Genomic DNA, 19,001 nt, shown 5'->3' on the forward strand with positions numbered 1-19,001 from the left:
GACGAGGGCCCGCGCACCTATATCGAGCGCATCAACCTTCGCGGCAACACCCGCACGCGCGACTACGTCATCCGTCGGGAATTCGATATCTCCGAGGGCGACGCCTACAACCGCGCCCTGGTCGACCGTGCCGAGCGGCGCCTGAAGAACCTCGACTACTTCAAGAGCGTCAAGATCGTCACCGAGCCGGGCTCGTCGAGCGACCGCGTGATCCTGATCGTCGACATGGAAGAGAAATCGACCGGTGACTTCTCAGTCTCCGGCGGTTACTCCACGACCGACGGCGCGCTGGCCGAAGTCTCGATTTCCGAACGCAACCTGTTCGGCAAGGGGCTCTACGCCAAGGCGTCGGTCAGCTATGGCCAGTATTCGCGCGGCATATCGCTGTCGTTCGTCGAGCCGTATCTGCTCGATTACCGCCTTGCACTCGGAATGGATGTCACCTGGCGCCAGCAATTGTCGAACAGCTACACCAGCTACGGCGTGACGACGCTAGGATTCTCGCCGCGCCTGGGCTTTGCGCTGCGCGAAGATCTCTCGCTCCAGCTGCGCTACTCGCTCTACCAGCAGAGCATCACGCTCGCCAGCGCCTATAACAACTGCAACAACAACGCGGCCAACTCGTCGCTGGCGTACAACCCGACACCGGCCTACATCAAGAACGTCCTCGGCGGCGTGGACCCGACCAATTCCACGGATTCTGGCGTCTACGGATACGGTTGCTACGGCGACGGCGAGTCGAGCCTGCCGGTCCGAAAGGAGCTGGCGAACGGCCGGACCTGGACCTCGGCGCTCGGCTACACGCTGACCTACAACACGCTCGACAACACCAAGAACCCGACCGACGGTCTGCTGATCGATTTCAAACAAGACTTCGCGGGGGTCGGCGGCGACGTGACCTATCTGAAGACTGCGATGGACGCCAAGTACTACACGCCGCTGGTCTCCGAGATCGTCAGCGTGATCCACTTCCAGGGCGGCATCCTCAGCAAGCTCGGCGACCAGGACTTGCGCATGCTGGATCACTTCCAGATGGGGCCGAACCTCGTGCGCGGCTTTGCCTCAAACGGCATAGGTCCGCGCGACATCACCTACGCAAGCCTAGGTGTCAGCGGCGATGCCCTCGGCGGCACGAAATATTGGGGCGCGTCGATGGAACTGCAGATGCCGTTCTGGTTCCTGCCCAAGGAGGTCGGCCTGAAGGGCGCGGTCTACGCCGATGCCGGCTCGCTCTGGGGTTATCAGGGGCCGACGTCCTGGACGGCCACCGGCGAGGTCAACACCAAGGCCTGCCCGACCTGCGGATTGCAATATGACGACGGCAACACGGTGCGATCGTCGGTCGGCGTCGGCCTGATCTGGGCCTCGCCGTTCGGGCCGCTGCGCTTCGACTATGCCGTGCCGATCACGAAGGGCAAATACGATACCGTCCAGGAATTCAGGTTCGGCGGCGGCACGTCGTTCTGATCAGGGAATGGCGGGCTGCGTCTCGGTCAGCGGTATCCAGCCGGATTCATCGCGCTGGAACAGCGGGCAGCCGTATACCGCCCGAACCGGGAAGGGCACGGACAGCATTGCGGTCGCGGCCTCCCAGCGATTGGTTTGCTTCATCGCAACGACCATGCCGGCAATGTCGGCGCCAATTCACTGCAACAGACGCACGGCTGCGATCGCGGTTGCGCCGGTCGAGATCGCATCATCGCGCCTGTGTCGCCATATGGTCCGCCAGCGCTGCGACAACGCGATTTTGAGGCCTGGTTCGCGATGAGCGAAGCGACGGCGCGATCGCCATCGGGAAGCTGACGCAGGGGCAGGACGAGGATGCTGCCGCACGGCAGTGTCAAGGGATCGCCGAAGCGATAGAGTGACGTCGCCGGGAAGCGTGCGGGGATCTCCCGCGTCAGATCCTGCCAATAGCCGGTCGTAGGCTCCGTATAAGGTTCACTCGCGGTCATGACCCTCGCACACAGATTGGATCCGTCAGCCCGTCAGTATCCGCCGGCAGGCGTCCACGAACACCTGCGCGCCGGTGACGATATCGGCGTCGGCGGTGTTCTCGGTCCAGTGATGGCTGATGCCGCCGATCGACGGCACGAACAGCATGCCCGCGGGCATGATCGTCGCGAGCATCTGCGCATCGTGGCCGGCGCCACTGGGCATGCGAACGGATCGTCCGCCGGCCAGGGCCTTGCTGGCGGCTTCGATCGCATCCTGGATACCCGCGTTCATCATGGCGGGCGCGCCGGTACGGAGTTTCTCCACGGTGACGGTGCAGGGGCCCTGCGCGCTGACATCGGCCGCCATGGCCTTCAGCAACCCCTCCAGCCGCGCAATGACGGTCGGATCGTCGTCGCGGATCTGGAACAGCATCTCTGCCCCGCCGGGGATGATGCTGGGCGCGCCCGGATCGAGCGTGATGCGACCGGTGGTCCAGACAGTGCGCGGACCGCACGCGGCCGGGAAGCGCTCGTCGATCGCAACGCAGAATTTGGCCAGCGCTAGCCCGGCATCCTTGCGCGCCGCCATGCGCGTGGTGCCGGCGTGGTTCTGCGCGCCGACAAAATTGATCTGGTATTGCCAAATGCCGACGATGGAGGTCACGACGCCGACCGCAAGGCCTTCGCTCTCAAGCGTGTCGCCCTGCTCGATATGTGCCTCCAGATATCCGACGTGACGGCCCGGCTCGGCGTTGGTGCGCGGTCGTCCTGCGAGCCCCATGTCGGCGAGCGCCGCGCGCATGGTGCGACCGCTGGTGCGGTCGCGGGCGGCGTCGATGTCGGCTTCGGTCACCTGCCCGACGTAGGAGCGCGAGCCGAGGAAGTGCCCAAAATGTCCTTCCTCGTCGCACCAGGCGGCGACCTCGACGGCGCCATTGAGCGAAGCATCGGCATTGAGCGCGCGGGCGGCCTCAAGTGCATAGACGACACCGAGCGGGCCATCGAGCCAGCCGGCGTAATTCTGGCTTTCCAGGTGCGAGCCCGCCAGCAGCTTCGGTGCGGCCTTCGCGCTGGTGCCGAAGACGTTGCCGATCCCGTCGATCGCGGCCGCGAGGCCGGCCTCGGGCAGCTTGTGTACCAGCCAGTCCAGCGATTGCTTGTGCGGTTCGGAGAAGGTCGGCTTGTGCACGCCGGTCTTGTAGGCGCCGATGGCGCGGAGGGCATTGAGATCGGCAAGAACCCGCATCCCGTTTGCGCGCGGAAAAGTGTCAGGCATGTTCGGCAACCTTCAACGCCTCGGTACGGATCTCCTCGACCAGCCGTTCCTTGAGCTGGACGAATTCGGCTGTGGTCTTGATCTTGTAGGAGCGCGGATGCGGCAGGTCCACATTGATCTCGGCCTTGATCCGACCGGGACGGGCGCTCATGACGATGACGCGGCTGCCGAGGAAGATCGCTTCCTCGATGTCGTGGGTGACGAACAGCACGGTCTTCTGGTCGCGCTCCCAGATCCCCAGCAGCATCTCCTGCATCAGGGCGCGGGTCTGGTTGTCGAGCGCGCCGAAGGGCTCGTCGAGCAGCAGGATCTTCGGATCGTTGGCGAGCGCGCGGGCGATTGCGGTGCGCTGCTGCATGCCGCCGGAGAGCTGCTTTGGCCAGTGGTTCTCGAAGCCGGACAATCCGACCTGGCGGATGAAGGCGTCAGCGATCTTGTTCCGCTGGTCCTGCGGCACGCCGCGCTCGCGCAGGCCGAAGGCGATGTTCTCGCGCACGGTCAGCCAGGGGAACAGCGTGTAGGACTGGAACACCATGCCGCGATCGGCGCCCGGGCCGGTCACCTCGCGACCGTCGAGCACCACACGGCCGCCGGTCGGACGATCGAGGCCGGCAACGATGCGCAGCAGCGTGGACTTGCCGCAGCCGGAGGGGCCGAGGATGGTGACGAAGTCGTTATTGCCGATGGTGAGATCTGTCGGCTCCAGCGCCCTGGTCGGCGCGTTGCCGTGGCGCGCGGGGAAGGTCCGCGAGACCTGCTCGATCTTGAGCGTGGTCATGCCAGCCTCCACGGAAACAGCCAGGCGTTGAACGCCTTGAACAGGAAGTCCGAGAGCAGGCCGATCAGCCCTATCACGATGATGCCGAAGATGATCTGGCCGGTGTTGAGTAGCGCCTGGCTGTCGGTGATCATGTGGCCGATGCCCGAGGACGAGCCGATCAGCTCGGCGACGATGACATAGGTCCAGGCCCAGCCCAGCACCAGCCGCAGGATTTCCGCGATCTCGGGCGCGGAGGAGGGCAGCAGCACGCGGCGGATGATGCCGCGGTCGTTGGCCCCCAGCGTATAGGCCGCCTCGACCAGATCGCGCCGGGTGGTACCCACGGTGACCGCGACCATCAGAATGACCTGGAACACCGACCCGATGAAGATGACGAGCAGTTTCTGCAACTCGCCGATGCCGGCCCACAGGATCAGGAGTGGGATAAAGGCCGAGGCGGGCAAATAGCGCGCGAAGGAAACAAAGGGTTCGAGAAAGGCTTCGACCGGCTTGTAGGCACCCATCAACACGCCGAGCGGCACCGCGATGATCGCGGCGAGCACAAATCCGCCGACGACGCGCCAGATCGTCATGCCGATGTCGAACAGGAAGCCCTGCTTGGTGATCAGGTCGACGCCTTCCTGCACCATGGTCAGCGGGTTGGCGAGGAACACTTTCGACACATGGCCGCCGAAGGTCGCCCACGACCAGAGGGCGACGAACACCGCGAAGAACGCAAGCCCATAGGCAACGCGCTGCTTCGACGTCACGGGATCCAGGGGACGCATCAAGGGTCTATCCGGGCGGTGAACAGATTTGCCGGCCCCGTCGCGGGACGGGGCCGGCGGCTCCTGGCAGGTCTACTTGATGTAGCTCGCGTCGAAGAGGTCCTCGACCTTCGGCGCGGTCTTGATGATGCCGATCTCGAGCAGGAGGTCGGCCGCTTCCTTGTTGAAGGTCAGGAAGTCGCCGGCGAAGAACTTTTGGTTCGCGGCCTTGTCCTGCCAGCGCAGATACTTTGCCGAGTTGCCGAAAGCCTCGCCGGTCTGCTTCACGTCGGCGCCCATGATCTCATAGGCCTTGGCCTGATCCTTGGCGATCATGTCGAGGGCCTCGAAATAGCTGTCGGCGAGCGCCTTGGCCGCCTTGGGATTCTCGGTGAGGAATTTCGGCGTGCAGCCGAACGTGTCCATGACCATCGGATAGTCGAGCGTGGTCGCGATGATCTTGCCCTTGTCGGGCGCGGCACGAACCGTGGAGAGATACGGCTCATAGGTCATGGCGGCATCGTTCTGGCCGGACACGAAGGCCTGCGCTGCAGCCGCCGGCTCAAGGTTCACGACAGTGACGTCCTTCACCGACAAGCCATTCTTCTTCAGCATCCAGGCCAGCGCGAAATAGGGCGAGGTGCCGGGCGCGGAGGCCGCAACCGTCTTGCCTTTCAGGTCCTTGATCGCGGCGAGATCGTTGCGCACCGCCATGCCGTCGGCACCATAGCTCTTGTCGAGCTGGAAGATCTGCTTGGTCGCAACGCCATTGGCGTTCCAGGAAATCCAGGTCTCGACCGTCGTCGCCGCGCACTGGACGTCGCCGGAGGCGATCGCGAGGTGGCGGTCCTTCTGCGGGATCTTCTTGATGGTGACGTCGAGGCCGTTCTTCTTGAAGATGCCGGCTTCTTTTGCCAGCGTCAGCGGCGCAAAGCCGGTCCATCCGGAGATGCCGACACCTACCTTGACGTCGTCGGCGAGCACCGGAGTGGAAGCCGCGAGGGCAATGATTGTCGCAAAAACTTTCGAACTACGCATGATTGTCGTCCTCTTGCCGATCGATGGATTGACGTCCTGTTGATCATTGTCGGTCCCAATGGACCGTTGCCCGAATCGTTGCACGATTTGTGCCGACATATCCTCTCAGCCTCCCTTGAATCGGGCGACAAGGCGGTGAGAGTCACCGGGATAAAGTAGCCGCACCGCGGTGATGGTGCGTGCGCTGCGCCAGGTATAGCGATCGATCACCAGGCAGGGTGCGCCGACGGCGATGTCGAGCGCTTCCGCCGTGCGATCATCCGCGACGATGGCGCTGATCGTATGCTCGGCTTCCGTCCATGGGACATGATGAAGCAGCCACGAGCCGGGCGGCTCGCGCGAGAAATCCGCGGTCGCGGCATCCGGCACCGACGACAAATCGATCAGCCTGTCCTCGACGGCAAATGGCACCTTATCCGCACTGTGCCGGCAGGTGATCGCAACCACCTTGCCGGCCTTCCTGACGCCGAGACGCTCGCGGTCGGCAGCGGTCGCAGTGCGGAGCTTGCGGCCGATCAGTTCGTAGCCGTAGCCGCGGCCGAGCGCGGTAATCTCGGCGCGAATGTCGGCGATCTTGAGCACGGCAGACTGGTGTTGCGGCCGGCGGACGAAAGAGCCCGCGCGCCGCCGCCGCTCGATCAGGTCGGCTTGCGCGAGCTCAGACAATGCCTTGTTCACGGTCATGCGCGAGCAGCCGTAGCGCGCGACCAGTTCGTGCTCGAACGGGATGCGATGTCCAGGCGGCCACTCGCCGGTCAGGATGCGCTTCTCGATGTCGGCCCGGATCCGCTTGTAGAGCGTCGGCTGGTCCGGAGCAGCAGTGGTGAGACTCATGCAATGAGCCTCCGCACCGATGTGTTGAAGCCTTCGCGCGCCCTCTGTCGTAGTCTGTGCCCGCCAGCTTCAACGACCTTGTGGCCGCCGGCCCAGACGCAATCGATCGCGCCGCTGCCCGCCGCAAAGATCCAGCCGTCGATGGCCGCATCGCGCGCACGCCCGGCCAGCGACGGATGATCTATGTCGAGCGTAACGATGTCGGCGCATGCACCGGGCATAAGTCCGACCGTCCCTTGTGCCAATGCCTGCGCACCACCAGCGAGCGCATGATCGAACAGCGTGCGTCCTGTCGAGCGGCCCGCTCCGGCGGAGAGCACGTTGCGCTCGCGGTGCTTGAGCCGCTGACCGTATTCGAGCTGGCGCAACTCGTCGGCGACGCCCACGAGCACATTGGAATCGGTACCTACGCCGAAGGCGCCGCTGGCATCGAGGAATTCGCGGGCCGGAAAGATGCCGTCGCCGAGGCTCGCCTCGGTGATGGGGCAGAGGCCGGCGACCGCGCCTGTCTTGGCGAAGGCGGCCACTTCCTCATTGGTGGTGTGGGTCGCGTGGATGAGGCACCAGCGTTGATCGACGGGCGCATGCTCCAGGAGCCATTGCACCGGCCGCCGTCCCGACCAGGCCAGGCAATCCTCGACCTCTTTCACCTGCTCGGCGGCATGAATGTGCACGGGCCCGCCGTCTGCGAGCGGAATGATGGCTGCAAGTTCCTCCGGCGTCACCGCGCGCAAACTGTGCGGGGCGATGCCGATATTCGCGCCCGGCAATGCTGCGATCGCCTTGCGCGATGCGCTCATCAAATCGGCGAATTGATCGACCGAGCAGATGAAACGGCGCTGGCCGTCATGCGCCGCCGCGCCGCCGAACGAGCCATGCGCATAGAAACTCGGCAGCAGGGTCAGCCCAATGCCCGACGATTCGGCGGCCTGCGCGATGCGCGCGGCCATCTCGCCGAGGTCCGCGTAGTGCGAGCCGTCGCGATCATGATGCAGATAATGGAACTCGCCGACGCGGGTAAAGCCCTGCTCCAGCATCTCGACATACAGCAGGGTCGCGACAGCGACGACGTCATCCGGCGTCATCGCCAGCGCGAAACGGTACATCGTCTCGCGCCAGGTCCAGAAGGTGTCGGTGCGGTGGCCGCGCAGCTCCGCAAGTCCCGCCATGCCGCGCTGGAATGCGTGGCTGTGCAGGCTCGCCAATCCCGGCAGCGCGATTTCGTGGCGCTCGTCGCCGGCGGACGGCGCCACGCCCGGCGTCACCTCGGCAATCGCGCCGGCGGTGATCACCACCTGCACGTCATTGGCCCAGCCCGAAGGCAGGAGCGCGGAGGCGAAATGCAGTCGTGTCATGTTTCCATGCCGGCTGGACAGAACCGCCCCACGATTATATGTCTAGACATATAAGTCAAGCATCCCAGGGCGCACGGGTAGCCGCGGAAGGGACGATTGCATGGCAGAACGTTTCGACCGGATCTGGCATAATGCCCGCCTCGCCACGATGCGGGCCGACCGTCCCGATCTCGGCGAGATCGAGCGCGGCGTCATCGCCACGCGCGGCGGCCACATCGTCCATGCCGGCGCAAAAGCTGACTTTCCGGCGGATGCGGACGCGATCGAGCGGATCGATTGCGAGGGGCGCTGGATCACGCCGGGCCTCGTCGATTGTCACACCCATCTCGTCTATGGCGGCAATCGCGCGCATGAATTCGAATTGCGCCTGAAGGGCGCGAGCTACGAGGAGATCGCGCGCGCCGGCGGCGGCATCGTCTCGACGGTAGCCGCGACGCGCAAGGCAAGCGAGGCCGAGCTCGTGGCAGGCGCGCTGCCGCGGCTCGATGCGTTGATCGGCGAGGGCGCCACCACGGTCGAGGTCAAGTCCGGCTATGGTCTCGATGCCGGGACCGAGATGAGGCAGCTGGCGGCCGCGCGCAGCCTCGGCCGACAGCGGCCGGTTGCGATCCGTACGTCCTTTCTCGGCGCACATGCGCTGCCGGTCGAAGCAGAGGGTGATAAGGATCGTTACATCGATCTGGTCTGCAACGAGATGCTGCCCGCGGTGGCAAAGGCCGGTCTCGCCGATGCCGTCGACGCCTTCATGGAGGGCATCGCTTTTTCAGGCGAGCAGACCGCGCGGGTCTTCGAGACGGCGAGGGGACTTGGGCTGCCGGTCAAGCTTCACGCCGACCAGCTGTCGAATCTCGGCGGTGCTGCGCTTGCCGCAAAATTCTCGGCGCTTTCGGCCGATCATCTCGAGCATACGGACGAGGCCGGCGTTGCCGCGATGGCGAAGGCCGGCACGGTGGCTGTGCTGCTGCCCGGCGCCTTCTACTTCATCCGCGAGACGCAGAAGCCGCCAATCGAAGCGTTCCGCAAGCACGGCGTGCCTATGGCGCTGGCAACCGACTGCAATCCCGGCAGCTCACCGATGACCTCGCTCCTGCTCGGGATGAACATGGGCGCGACGCTGTTCCGGATGACAGTCGCCGAATGCCTCGCTGGTGTCACCCGCGAAGGCGCGCGTGCTCTTGGCGTGCTCCAGGAGACCGGCACGCTGGAAGCCAGCAAATGGTGCGACCTCGCGATCTGGGACATCGAGCGGCCCGCCGAGCTGGTCTATCGCATCGGCTTCAATCCGCTGCATCGCCGGGTGTGGAGGGGACAGTGACGGAGCAGGACGCAGCGGTCGTCGTCAAGCCTGGAGCGGTCAGCCTCGACGAACTCGTGCGCGTGCTGGAGGGCGCGCCCGTCGTGCTCGATGCCTCGTTCTGGCCGCGCGTCGAGGCGGCTGCGGCGATCGTCGCGAAGGCCGCTCAGGCCGCAGCGCCTGTCTACGGAATCAATACCGGCTTCGGGAAGCTGGCCTCGAAGCGGATTCCGCCCGATCAGACCGCGCTGCTTCAGCGCAATCTCATCGTCTCGCATTGCTGCGGCGTCGGTCCGGCGACGCCGCAGCCGATCGTTCGGCTGATGATGGCGCTGAAGATCGTCTCGCTCGGGCGTGGTGCCTCCGGCGTCCGCCGCGAGGTGATCGAGCAGTTGCAGGACATGCTGGCGCGGCGCGTCTCGCCGCTGGTGCCGCAGCAGGGTTCGGTCGGCGCCTCCGGCGATCTCGCGCCGCTTGCGCACATGACGGCGGTGATGATCGGTGAAGGGCAGGCGATCGTCGATGGCAGGACAGTATCGGGCAGCGAAGCGCTCACCGCCGCCGGCCTCGCGCCGCTGACGCTCGGCCCCAAGGAGGGGCTCGCGCTGATCAACGGAACGCAGTTCTCGACCGCCTATGCCATGGCCGGCGGGCTGCGCGCATTTCGCCTGGCGCGCGCGGCGCTCGTCACCGGCGCGCTGTCCGTGGACGCGGCAATGGCCTCGACAGCCCCGTTCCGTCCGGAAATTCAGGCGCTGCGCGGCCATGCCGGGCAGATCGCGGCGGCGGCAGCCCTGATGGCGCTGCTCGACGGCAGCGACATCCGCCTGTCGCATCTCGAAGGCGACGAGCGCGTGCAGGATCCCTATTGCCTGCGCTGCCAGCCACAGGTCGCCGGTGCCGCTCTCGATCTGATCACGCAGGCCGCGCGCACGCTGATCGTCGAGGCCAATGCCGTCACCGACAATCCGCTCGTCCTGGTCGAGACCGGTGAGATCGTCTCGGGCGGCAATTTCCACGCAGAGCCGGTGGCGTTTGCGGCCGATACAATTGCGCTTGCGCTGTCGGAAATTGGCGCGATCAGCGAACGGCGGATCGCGACGCTGGTCGATCCCGCGCTCAATTTTGGCCTGCCGCCATTCCTGACGCCTGATCCCGGCATCAATTCCGGCTTCATGATCGCCGAGGTGACGGCGGCCGCGCTCTATGCCGAGAACAAGCAGCGCGCGGCGGCCTGCTCGATCGACTCGACGCCGACGAGCGCCAATCAGGAAGACCACGTCTCGATGGCCGCGCATGCTGCACGGCGCCTGTCGGACATGGCCGACAATCTCGCCGCCATCCTCGGCATCGAGCTTCTGGTCGCCGCCCAAGGCATCACGCTGCGCGCGCCGCACGCGACCAGCGCGCCGCTAGTCGCCGTCATTGCCGCGCTTCGCGAACATGTGCCGGCGCTCGGTGCCGATCGGTACATGGCCGGGGATCTCGCCAAGGCCGCCGCGCTCGTCGAGGCCGATGCGCTGCCGGCCGTGGCACTCACGGCGCTTCCGACCGATCCGTTCCCGAAGCTTGACTGAAGAGGTTTCCGCATGAACCGCCGACTGGACAATGACCGCACCATCCGCGCGCCCCGCGGCAGCGAGATCAGCGCCAAGAGCTGGCTGACGGAAGCGCCCTTGCGCATGCTGATGAACAATCTCGATCCTGATGTGGCGGAACGTCCGAGCGAGCTCGTCGTCTACGGCGGCATCGGCCGCGCCGCCCGCGACTGGGAGAGTTTCGACCGGATCGTCGCCTCGCTGCGCGAGCTCGAAGGCGACCAGACGCTGCTGGTCCAGTCCGGCAAGCCGGTCGGCGTCTTCCGCACCCATGCGGATGCGCCGCGCGTGCTGATCGCGAATTCGAATCTCGTGCCGCATTGGGCGACGCTCGACCATTTCAACGAGCTCGATCGCAAGGGCCTGATGATGTTCGGCCAGATGACTGCGGGCTCGTGGATATATATCGGCAGCCAGGGCATCGTGCAGGGCACTTACGAGACTTTTGTCGAGGTCGGCCGACGCCACTACGGCGGCAGCCTCGCCGGCAAATGGATTCTCACCGCTGGCCTTGGCGGCATGGGCGGCGCGCAGCCGCTGGCCGCGACCATGGCCGGCGCCTCGATGCTCGCGGTCGAATGCCAGCCGAGCCGCATCGAGATGCGGCTGCGCACGAGCTATCTCGATCGGCAGGCTGCGACACTCGACGAGGCGCTCGCGATCATGGCCGAGGCGGCGAAGACCAGGAAAGCGGTCTCGGTCGGCCTGCTCGGCAATGCCGCGGAGATTTTCCCCGAACTGGTCCGGCGCGGCGTCAAGCCGGACATCGTCACCGACCAGACCAGCGCGCACGACCCGATCAACGGGTATCTGCCGAAGGGCTGGACGCTCGCCGATTGGGAAAACAAGCGTGCCTTCGATCCGAAGGCGGTGGAGCGTGCCTCAAAAACTTCGATGGTCGAGCACGTCCAGGCCATGCTGGATTTCCACGCGCAGGGTATCCCGACGTTGGACTACGGCAACAACATCCGCCAGATGGCGCTGGACATGGGCCTGAAGAACGCCTTCGATTTTCCGGGCTTCGTTCCCGCCTATATTCGTCCCCTGTTCTGCCGCGGCGTCGGGCCGTTCCGCTGGGCCGCGCTGTCGGGCGATCCCGAGGACATCTTCAAGACCGATGCCAAAGTGAAAGAGCTGATGCCTGATGACAAGCATCTGCACAACTGGCTCGACATGGCCAGGGAGCGCATCAAGTTCCAGGGCCTGCCCGCGCGGATCTGCTGGGTCGGTCTTGGCGATCGTCATCGCCTTGGCCTTGCCTTCAACGAGATGGTCGCGCGCGGCGAATTGAAAGCGCCGATCGTGATCGGCCGCGATCATCTCGACAGCGGCTCGGTGGCGAGCCCGAACCGTGAGACCGAGGCGATGAAAGACGGATCGGACGCGGTGTCCGATTGGCCGCTGCTCAACGCGCTGCTCAATTGCGCCAGCGGCGCGACCTGGGTCTCGCTGCACCATGGCGGTGGCGTCGGCATCGGTTATTCCCAGCATGCCGGCATGGTGATCGTCGCCGATGGCACGCCGGAGGCCGCAAAGCGGATCGAGCGCGTGCTCTGGAATGATCCAGCCAGCGGCGTCATGCGCCATGCGGACGCCGGCTACGAGACCGCGATCGACTGCGCCCGTGACAAGGGTCTCGATCTGCCGAGCCTGACGAAGTAGCGCGCCCGTTCCTGGCCTCAGGCCACGACCTTTGCAGCAGGCGTCCCGGCGCCGTCGAGGGGCGCAATATACTATCGCATGGCCAACGGTCCGAGCCGCCGTGCTCGCACACCTCTCCTCGTCGAGGCAAGGTGTGCGCCTTCCCGATGAATGCTATTTCTTCTCCAGCGCCGCCGTCTGCTTGGCGAGCTGCTTGTCGAAAGTCTCCGACAGGCCGGTGGCGTAGGTTGCGAGCTCGCCGGGCTTGACGAACGGGTTCGGCGCACCATCCTTCATCTCGGCGCGTTTGGCCTGCATGCCATAGACTTCCGGATGCGGCCCGAGCAGCACGTCGATCTTCATCGCCTTGACCTTGGCGAAGGTCGTGCGGTAGTCGTCGACGATGCCGGCATAGGTCGGCTGGCCGACCAGCCGGTTCAGCGCCACCGTGCCGCTGCAGAAGAACAGCACCTCGCGGTCCTGGCCACCGTCCTTGACGGTCATTTCCCAGCTGGTGCAGCCCGGGGAATGGCCGGGCGTTGCATGTGCCGTCAGCGTGGTGTCGCCGAGCGTGACCTTGTCGCCTTCGTTGACGGCGCGATCGACCTTCACCGCCGGGAAGGCGAGGTCCTCGTTCTTCTCGTCGCCTGGATAATAGCCGCCTTCGAGCAGAGGCCTGTCGCGCTCGCCCGCGATGAGCTGCGCCCCGGTCTCCTTCTTGATCTCAGCAAAGCCGCCGGTGTGGTCGAGATGCGCGTGCGTGTTCAGGATGATTTTGATGTCGGCGACCTTGAACCCGAGCTTTGCGATGTTGTCCTTGATCATTCCGGTCGACTGGGGCATCGCCGTGTCCATCAGGATCAGGCCTTGTGAGGTCTTGATGACGTAGACGGCGATGCCGTCGGTGCCGACATAGTAGATGTTGTCGATCAGCTGGAACGGGTCGAACGGCGCCGTCCATTTCTTCATGGCTACCGCCAGGAAGTCCTTGATGGTTTGCGCCTGCGCGCCGGTTGCCGATAGCGCCAATGCGCATAGCGCGGCCGTGAGCTTTCTCATGGTTTCCTCCAAAAGTGTTCTTGTCGTTTTGACCGGCCGTGGTTCGACCGGGGCGCAAGCTACGTCGCGCGAGGTTCGGCAGCAACGCCCCACATGTCCGGAAAAGTTCACGGCATGCGCGGAATAACGGTGCCTCTACGATTTGAGCATGGCGGCCATTGCGGCCACTCAGCCGGTTGACGTTTGACCGCGGGCAGGCGGCTGGCCATAGTTTGCGCCAAAGGCGAGCCAAGGAAGACTCGTCAGCACCGGGAAGCCTGGAGCATCGCGCGCATCATCACCGAGGAAAAGAAGGATCAGGCGAGAGCGGCCTGGCGCTCCCGTATCGGTTCGCGGGCCCGCTCGAGCTTCGCGGGCTCGGCGAGGTGGGTGAAGCTGCGATGGCTCGCCTGCGCGGGAGCCTCGACGATGACGCCCTCGCAGACGATCTGCCCGCCGAGCATCCTGAATTCGAGCTTGTCGTAGCGCGGCATGGTCTCGCCGGGCGCGGGCGGCAGCAGCCCGACGCTGCCCTGGATGTTCAGCGTGGCATCGCCTGCGCCGTGAAGCCGCGGATTCCACATTCTGATCCCGGTCTCCGCCCAGCGCTGCCGGATCAGCGCGGCGCGGTCGGCGGGTTCTGCGGTTCTCGCGCGAGCTTTCGGCGCACTGCGAATCTCGGGAGCGGAAGACTCAAGGACCGGCTCCGGCACGATATTCGTGATGACGTCCGGCGTGTCGGCAGAAGAGTTCTCCGTGGTGGCAGCGACCGGCGCAAGATCATTTGCGGGGACCGGTTCGATCTCTGCTGCGACGAGGGGGGACGGGGAACCATCGACACTGTCTGCACCGTGCCCGATCGGAGAGACCTCGCTGCCTGCATGCGCGACACGCGAGTGATCGACGACGATGGGCTCGACATCCACGACGACGTCGGAGGAGAGATCGTCGTTGACGGTGACAACGGGAGCATCGTCCACTGCGTGTTCGAGGTCGATCAACGAGACCGGTGCCTCCTCCGCGACGACGGGGGCAACGCATGTCGAGAGTTCCACAGGCGGATCGTTGCTTGTGGGTTCAGTGGCTTCGACCGGCGTGACAGACAGCTTTTCCGCGACGACCCTCTCGACCTCTGTCGGTGTCTCCACGGATGAATCGCCGCTGACGCTGAATTGGATTGGCGCTGCCGACGGGATCTCCGCGACGAGAGAGATCGCAGTGCCGTCCTCGGCAACCGGAGTCACGATCGTAATGTCGGCAACGATGGCGGGCGAATCGCCTGCCGCGATCTGCCCGGTGTCGATGCTGCCGCCGTGCGGCAACGGCCGTAGCTTCGTGAACGCCCATTTCACCGCAGGGATGCGGCGCAGCAACGATATCAGTCTCGAAAGCACTGGCAGTTGTCCAAGAGGTACTCGGGCGTGAGGCAATCGCTGATTCGCCAACAATACAAAAAACTGCCCCGGCCGTCACACTGATGTCAATGTAGGTGGGACCAATTGCAGAACATCGACGCCTACATCGCGCGCGGGCTTGTCTTCTCCCGTGCGACTGCGACCACGGTGCAGTGCCGCCGACGCGAATGACCTTGTGACAACTTGCGCGCGGGGCGGACGTTCCTGGTAAGGGAGCGTCGCGAGGATCATGACCAGGCGCGTTGCGGCGAATGTCGGGGTTTCCCGCACGCCTCTGTCGACGATAGGGTTTGGAACATCGGGCATCTGGGGTAAGGACGAGGCATGAATAGGATAATCACCCTCGGGGCGGTTCTGCTCTGGTCTACGATCGCATCCGCGCAGGATCGCACCATCACCGTGGCCTCGACGACGTCGACGGAACAGTCGGGCCTGTTCGGCTACCTGCTGCCGCTGTTCTCGAAAGCCGGGGGCATCGATGTGAAGGTGGTTGCCGTCGGCACCGGCCAGGCGCTAGACATCGGGCGGCGTGGTGACGCCGACGTGGTGTTCGTTCATGACAGGCCGGCCGAAGACAAGTTCATGTCCGAAGGGCATGGCGTGAAGCGCTTCGACGTCATGTACAACGACTTCATCATTGTCGGGCCGAAGAGCGATCCTGCAAAGATCGCCGGCGGCAAGGATGTTGCCGAGGCGTTGCGCAAGATCGCGGCGGCGAAGGCGACGTTCATCTCGCGGGGGGACAAATCCGGCACGCATGCTGCCGAGCTGAGGCTGTGGAAGGAGGCTGGTGTCGACCTCGGTGCGGGCAAGGACGGCTGGTATCGCGAGATCGGCCAGGGCATGGGGCCGGCACTGAACATGGCGTCGTCGTCGAATGCCTATCTCCTGTCGGATCGCGGCACCTGGCTGTCATTCAAGAATCGAGGCGAGCTTGCCGTCCTGACCGAGGGCGACAAGCGGCTGTTCAACCAGTACGGGGTCATGCTGGTGAATCCCGCGAAGCATTCGAACGTGAAGGCGCAGGACGGGCAGGCTTTCATCGACTGGCTGGTCTCGCCGAAGGGGCAGGAGGCGATCGCCGGCTACAAGGTCGGCGGCGAGCAGCTATTTTTCCCCAACGCGTCCCACTAGCAGGAAGGCGACGGTCGACACGGCAACGCTGAGCGCGAGCAGGATCAATCCGAGCCCCAGCGCCAGCGGCAGGTCCCCCTTGCTGGTCTCCAGAGCGATCGCGGTCGTCATCGTGCGCGTGAAGCCGCGGATGTTGCCGCCGACGATGATGATGGCGCCGACCTCGGCGATCGCGCGCCCGAAGGCTGCGAGAAAGGCCGTCAGCAGCGAGGTCCGGCCCAGCGCGAGCAGCAGCGCCATGCTGCGCAGCGTCGACAGTCCGTCGATCCGCGCCAGGTCGCCATACTCCGCCCACAGCAGGCTCGCCGGCCGGTGCACCAGCGCCACCACGATTGGTGTGGCGAGCAGCGTCTGCGCGATCGCCATGGCCGCCGGCGTGAACAACAGCCCGGCTGCCCCGAGCGGGCCTGACCGCGACAGCAGAAGATAAAGCGCAAGCCCGACCACCACGGGCGGAAGACCAAGCAGGGCATTGGTCAGCACGATGATGACCTGCCGCCCGCGAAAACGAGCGATCGCAAGCAGGGCCCCGAACGGCGCGCCGATCAAGAGCGCGACGATGCTAGCGGTCAGGCTGACGCGGACCGACAGCCCGACGATGCCCAGAAGCTCGGCGTCGGCCTCGCCAATCAGCGTGAAGGCGGCAGCGATGGAGCGTGCGAAGTCGTTCATCCGTGTCTGAACGTCGGCGCCCGCCAGACCATCTTGGGGGCGTCGATTTCGGGACTGCGGAGATGTTTCACGTCTAATTCCTTGCGGGTATCCTGGTGCAAAGCGGCGGTGCGGTCGCATTCCGCAGGCCCTTTGCGGCTCCGCCTGCCTTCCCTGCAGCAGGCCAATCACAGAATACTCGCGTGGCGCGGTTTGGAAACCGAATTTAGCCGGAAATCAGAGTCCGCAGAGGGCAGCGTCCGGCTTGCGCCTCAGCGCTCGACGCTGGCCGATGCCGAGACCGTCGGGGCTGCCCCGATGCTCTGCTGCCAATAGCGTTCGATCTGGTCGATCAAGGCAGTCGGCAGCGGCACGTAGTTGAGCGTCTCCGCCTGCGGCCTTCCGTTCTCCGCCGACCAGCGGACGAAGTCGATGGCGGGGGCCGACCGTTCCTGAAATTTCGGAGCGCGCTTGCGTTCGGCATTCGAAGCAGATCCGCATATGCACTGCGGTCGGCGACGTTCCCGCCAGGGCGATCTTCGTGATAGGCTCATCGTGCAACGCCTAGAATTAAAACAAGATTGAAGGCCGACGCGCCGAAAGGCTGCGCAGAAGAGCCGCAAAGAGAGGAACACATGCCGGGTGCAGTCCTTCCCATCGCTCCCTCCATTCCGACCGTGCCCGTGACGCCAGCCGTCCTCGACCGCTTGCGGGCCATCGTGGGCGACAAGGGCCTGGTCCTGGACGAGCACGACAAGAAGCCCTTCGTGACCGACTGGCGCGGCGAACTGGTGGGGCAGGCAGGGGCGGTCGTGCGACCAGCCAGCACCGCGGAAGTCTCCGCTGTCGTCAAGCTCTGCTACGACAACGGCATTGCCATCGTGCCGCAGGGCGGCAACACCGGCCTGATGGGTGGTGCCACGCCATGGCCCGCGCACCGCGGGATACTCCTGTCGCTCGGTCGCATGAACCACGTGCTGAACGTCGATCCCGTCGGCTACGCCATGACCGTGGAGGCGGGCTGCATCCTCCAGACGCTTCAGGACACCGCCGCGCACCATGACCGCTTGTTTCCGCTCAGCCTGGGTGCCCAGGGCTCATGCATGATCGGAGGGAATCTGTCCACTAATGCGGGTGGCGTGCAGGTGCTGCGCTATGGCAACGCGCGCAATCTGGTGCTGGGTCTCGAGGTCGTGCTGGCCAACGGCGATGTCTGGGATGGCCTGCGCGCGCTCAAGAAGGACAACACCGGTTACGATCTCAAGCATCTGTTCATGGGCGCGGAAGGTACGCTCGGCATCATCACCAAGGCGGTGCTCAAGCTCTGGCCCGCGCCGAAGGACGTGTGCACCGCATGGCTCGCGATCCGCGATCCCAGCGCGGCGATCGAGCTCCTGTCGGAGGCACATGCTGCCTCCGACGATAACGTCGGCTCGTGCGAACTCATGAACCGCGCCTGCACCGACATGGTGCTTCGCCACGTTCCCGGCATCCAGGATCCTCTCAAGGCAGAGACCGAATGGTATCTTCTTCTCGAATGGTCGTCGGCGCGGTCGCGGCAGGACGGCGGCGCGGGCATGTCGGACAGGATGGAGCAATTCCTGGCCGACCAGATCGAGGCGGGCCGGGTGCTGGATGCGGTGATCGCGCAAACCGAAGCCCAGTCGCGCAACATGTGGCGCATCCGCGAGAGCGTGGCCGAGGCATCGCGCGCCGAGGGGCCGGGCCTGAGCTACGACGTGTCGATCGCGGTCTCCAGGGTTCCCGAGTTCATCGGCAAGGGTCTCCGCGCCGTGCTCGAAATCCTGCCGACGATCCGCCCCTATCCGCTCGGCCACATCGGGGACGGCAATTTGCATTTTTCCTTCATGGGCCCGAAGGGCATGGATCGCGATACCCTCACCCAGTATTCCGCGGCGATCACACGGGTGGTCAACGACCTCATCACCTCCATGGGCGGGTCGATCTCGGCGGAGCACGGCATCGGCATCGAGAAGCTCGACGAGCTCCAGCACTATCGCTCCAGGACCGAACTCGATGTCATGCGCACGATCAAACGGGCGCTCGACCCCAAGAACATCATGAATCCAGGCAAGGTGCTCCGTCTCACCTGAGGTGAGCCGGCAGGGTCCCCGCTGGTCCCCCATCCCTGGCGCCCTTTGGGGGCGTGATACGGCCCGTAACCGGTCCGCAAGGGCGCCAAATCATGGCCGTTCACGACCGAAGGGCCGCTTTATTCCCGTCCCGGATGCTTTAAGGAAGG

The 19,001-nt window shown here is 65.1% G+C and carries 16 protein-coding genes; 6 read left to right on the forward strand and 10 right to left on the reverse strand.

From position 1 onward, the window contains the following. Positions 1-1,467: outer membrane protein assembly factor BamA (gene bamA, locus JQ572_RS33105; RefSeq protein ID WP_211387035.1), on the forward strand; the 1,467-nt coding region annotated here is incomplete at its 5' end. Here bamA and JQ572_RS35240 read toward each other — a convergent pair. The 7 genes from JQ572_RS35240 to JQ572_RS33140 all read right to left on the reverse strand — a co-directional run bounded on the left by JQ572_RS35240 (position 1,468) and on the right by JQ572_RS33140 (position 7,967). Next, positions 1,468-1,611 carry a hypothetical protein gene (locus JQ572_RS35240; protein WP_249129657.1) on the reverse strand — a complete coding sequence of 48 codons (144 nt, stop codon included), beginning with the start codon at positions 1,609-1,611 and terminating at the stop codon, positions 1,468-1,470. Positions 1,612-1,980: 369 nt separating this feature from the next. After that, positions 1,981-3,213, reverse strand: a complete 1,233-nt coding sequence (locus JQ572_RS33115) for a Zn-dependent hydrolase (RefSeq protein WP_211387036.1) — start codon at positions 3,211-3,213, stop codon at positions 1,981-1,983. Further along, the gene (locus JQ572_RS33120) at positions 3,206-3,991 is read right to left on the reverse strand and encodes an ABC transporter ATP-binding protein (protein WP_211387037.1); all 786 of its coding nucleotides are present in this window, start codon (positions 3,989-3,991) and stop codon (positions 3,206-3,208) included. The genes JQ572_RS33115 and JQ572_RS33120 overlap by 8 nt, the downstream gene beginning before the upstream one ends. Further along, positions 3,988-4,761 carry an ABC transporter permease gene (locus JQ572_RS33125; RefSeq protein ID WP_211387115.1) on the reverse strand — a complete coding sequence of 258 codons (774 nt, stop codon included), beginning with the start codon at positions 4,759-4,761 and terminating at the stop codon, positions 3,988-3,990. Before JQ572_RS33125 ends, JQ572_RS33120 begins: the two co-directional genes overlap by 4 nt. A gap of 72 nt (positions 4,762-4,833) precedes the next feature. Then, on the reverse strand, positions 4,834-5,778 hold the full coding sequence (locus JQ572_RS33130) for an ABC transporter substrate-binding protein (protein ID WP_211387038.1): 945 nt from the start codon (positions 5,776-5,778) through the stop codon (positions 4,834-4,836). Between the two features lie 105 nt (positions 5,779-5,883). Continuing rightward, on the reverse strand, positions 5,884-6,612 hold the full coding sequence (hutC, locus tag JQ572_RS33135; protein WP_211387039.1) for a histidine utilization repressor: 729 nt from the start codon (positions 6,610-6,612) through the stop codon (positions 5,884-5,886). Next, the gene (locus JQ572_RS33140; protein ID WP_211387040.1) at positions 6,609-7,967 is read right to left on the reverse strand and encodes a formimidoylglutamate deiminase; all 1,359 of its coding nucleotides are present in this window, start codon (positions 7,965-7,967) and stop codon (positions 6,609-6,611) included. The genes hutC and JQ572_RS33140 overlap by 4 nt, the downstream gene beginning before the upstream one ends. A gap of 100 nt (positions 7,968-8,067) precedes the next feature. On the opposite strand from JQ572_RS33140, the gene hutI reads away from it, so the two are divergent. From hutI to hutU, 3 genes are read left to right on the forward strand one after another with little or no spacing between them, the layout of a single operon-like run. Then, positions 8,068-9,282 carry an imidazolonepropionase gene (gene hutI, locus JQ572_RS33145; RefSeq protein ID WP_211387041.1) on the forward strand — a complete coding sequence of 405 codons (1,215 nt, stop codon included), beginning with the start codon at positions 8,068-8,070 and terminating at the stop codon, positions 9,280-9,282. Then, a complete protein-coding gene (hutH, locus tag JQ572_RS33150; RefSeq protein ID WP_211387042.1) occupies positions 9,279-10,838 on the forward strand; it encodes a histidine ammonia-lyase in 1,560 nt (519 codons plus the stop codon). Before hutI ends, hutH begins: the two co-directional genes overlap by 4 nt. 12 nt (positions 10,839-10,850) lie before the next feature. Beyond that, on the forward strand, positions 10,851-12,521 hold the full coding sequence (hutU, locus tag JQ572_RS33155; RefSeq protein WP_211387043.1) for a urocanate hydratase: 1,671 nt from the start codon (positions 10,851-10,853) through the stop codon (positions 12,519-12,521). A gap of 153 nt (positions 12,522-12,674) precedes the next feature. On the opposite strand, the gene blaBJP is transcribed toward hutU, so the two are convergent. After that, complete coding sequence (gene blaBJP, locus JQ572_RS33160; protein WP_211387044.1) at positions 12,675-13,559, reverse strand: BJP family subclass B3 metallo-beta-lactamase; 885 nt, start codon at positions 13,557-13,559, stop codon at positions 12,675-12,677. A 296-nt stretch (positions 13,560-13,855) separates the two neighbouring features. Continuing rightward, a complete protein-coding gene (locus JQ572_RS33165) occupies positions 13,856-14,911 on the reverse strand; it encodes a hypothetical protein (RefSeq protein ID WP_211387045.1) in 1,056 nt (351 codons plus the stop codon). Positions 14,912-15,277: 366 nt separating this feature from the next. Between JQ572_RS33165 and JQ572_RS33170 the strand changes: the two genes are divergently transcribed. After that, positions 15,278-16,087 (forward strand): ABC transporter substrate-binding protein, encoded by an 810-nt coding sequence (locus JQ572_RS33170; RefSeq protein WP_211387046.1) that lies wholly within the window; start codon positions 15,278-15,280, stop codon positions 16,085-16,087. On the opposite strand, the gene JQ572_RS33175 is transcribed toward JQ572_RS33170, so the two are convergent. Next, complete coding sequence (locus JQ572_RS33175) at positions 16,061-16,759, reverse strand: ABC transporter permease (protein WP_211387047.1); 699 nt, start codon at positions 16,757-16,759, stop codon at positions 16,061-16,063. The two genes, JQ572_RS33170 and JQ572_RS33175, sit on opposite strands and share 27 nt — an antisense overlap. A 614-nt stretch (positions 16,760-17,373) precedes the next feature. Between JQ572_RS33175 and JQ572_RS33185 the strand changes: the two genes are divergently transcribed. Continuing rightward, the gene (locus JQ572_RS33185) at positions 17,374-18,852 is read left to right on the forward strand and encodes an FAD-binding oxidoreductase (protein ID WP_211387048.1); all 1,479 of its coding nucleotides are present in this window, start codon (positions 17,374-17,376) and stop codon (positions 18,850-18,852) included. Positions 18,853-19,001 lie beyond the last annotated feature (149 nt).

The sequence above is a fragment of the Bradyrhizobium sp. SZCCT0153 genome, from assembly GCF_018129995.1.
Taxonomy (GTDB): domain Bacteria; phylum Pseudomonadota; class Alphaproteobacteria; order Rhizobiales; family Xanthobacteraceae; genus Bradyrhizobium; species Bradyrhizobium japonicum_G.

What these genes read in the sequence shown, in the direction of transcription:
- JQ572_RS33170 (WP_211387046.1), top strand. Translation starts at nt 15,278, where the DNA reads ATGAATAGGATAATCACCCTCGGGGCGGTTCTGCTCTGGTCTACGATC.
- JQ572_RS33130 (WP_211387038.1), bottom strand. Translation starts at nt 5,778, where the DNA reads ATGCGTAGTTCGAAAGTTTTTGCGACAATCATTGCCCTCGCGGCTTCC.
- JQ572_RS33115 (WP_211387036.1), bottom strand. Translation starts at nt 3,213, where the DNA reads ATGCCTGACACTTTTCCGCGCGCAAACGGGATGCGGGTTCTTGCCGAT.
- hutU (WP_211387043.1), top strand. Translation starts at nt 10,851, where the DNA reads ATGAACCGCCGACTGGACAATGACCGCACCATCCGCGCGCCCCGCGGC.
- hutC (WP_211387039.1), bottom strand. Translation starts at nt 6,612, where the DNA reads ATGAGTCTCACCACTGCTGCTCCGGACCAGCCGACGCTCTACAAGCGG.
- JQ572_RS33120 (WP_211387037.1), bottom strand. Translation starts at nt 3,991, where the DNA reads ATGACCACGCTCAAGATCGAGCAGGTCTCGCGGACCTTCCCCGCGCGC.
- blaBJP (WP_211387044.1), bottom strand. Translation starts at nt 13,559, where the DNA reads ATGAGAAAGCTCACGGCCGCGCTATGCGCATTGGCGCTATCGGCAACC.
- JQ572_RS33175 (WP_211387047.1), bottom strand. Translation starts at nt 16,759, where the DNA reads ATGAACGACTTCGCACGCTCCATCGCTGCCGCCTTCACGCTGATTGGC.
- hutI (WP_211387041.1), top strand. Translation starts at nt 8,068, where the DNA reads ATGGCAGAACGTTTCGACCGGATCTGGCATAATGCCCGCCTCGCCACG.
- JQ572_RS35240 (WP_249129657.1), bottom strand. Translation starts at nt 1,611, where the DNA reads ATGAAGCAAACCAATCGCTGGGAGGCCGCGACCGCAATGCTGTCCGTG.
- JQ572_RS33140 (WP_211387040.1), bottom strand. Translation starts at nt 7,967, where the DNA reads ATGACACGACTGCATTTCGCCTCCGCGCTCCTGCCTTCGGGCTGGGCC.
- JQ572_RS33185 (WP_211387048.1), top strand. Translation starts at nt 17,374, where the DNA reads ATGCCGGGTGCAGTCCTTCCCATCGCTCCCTCCATTCCGACCGTGCCC.
- JQ572_RS33125 (WP_211387115.1), bottom strand. Translation starts at nt 4,761, where the DNA reads ATGCGTCCCCTGGATCCCGTGACGTCGAAGCAGCGCGTTGCCTATGGG.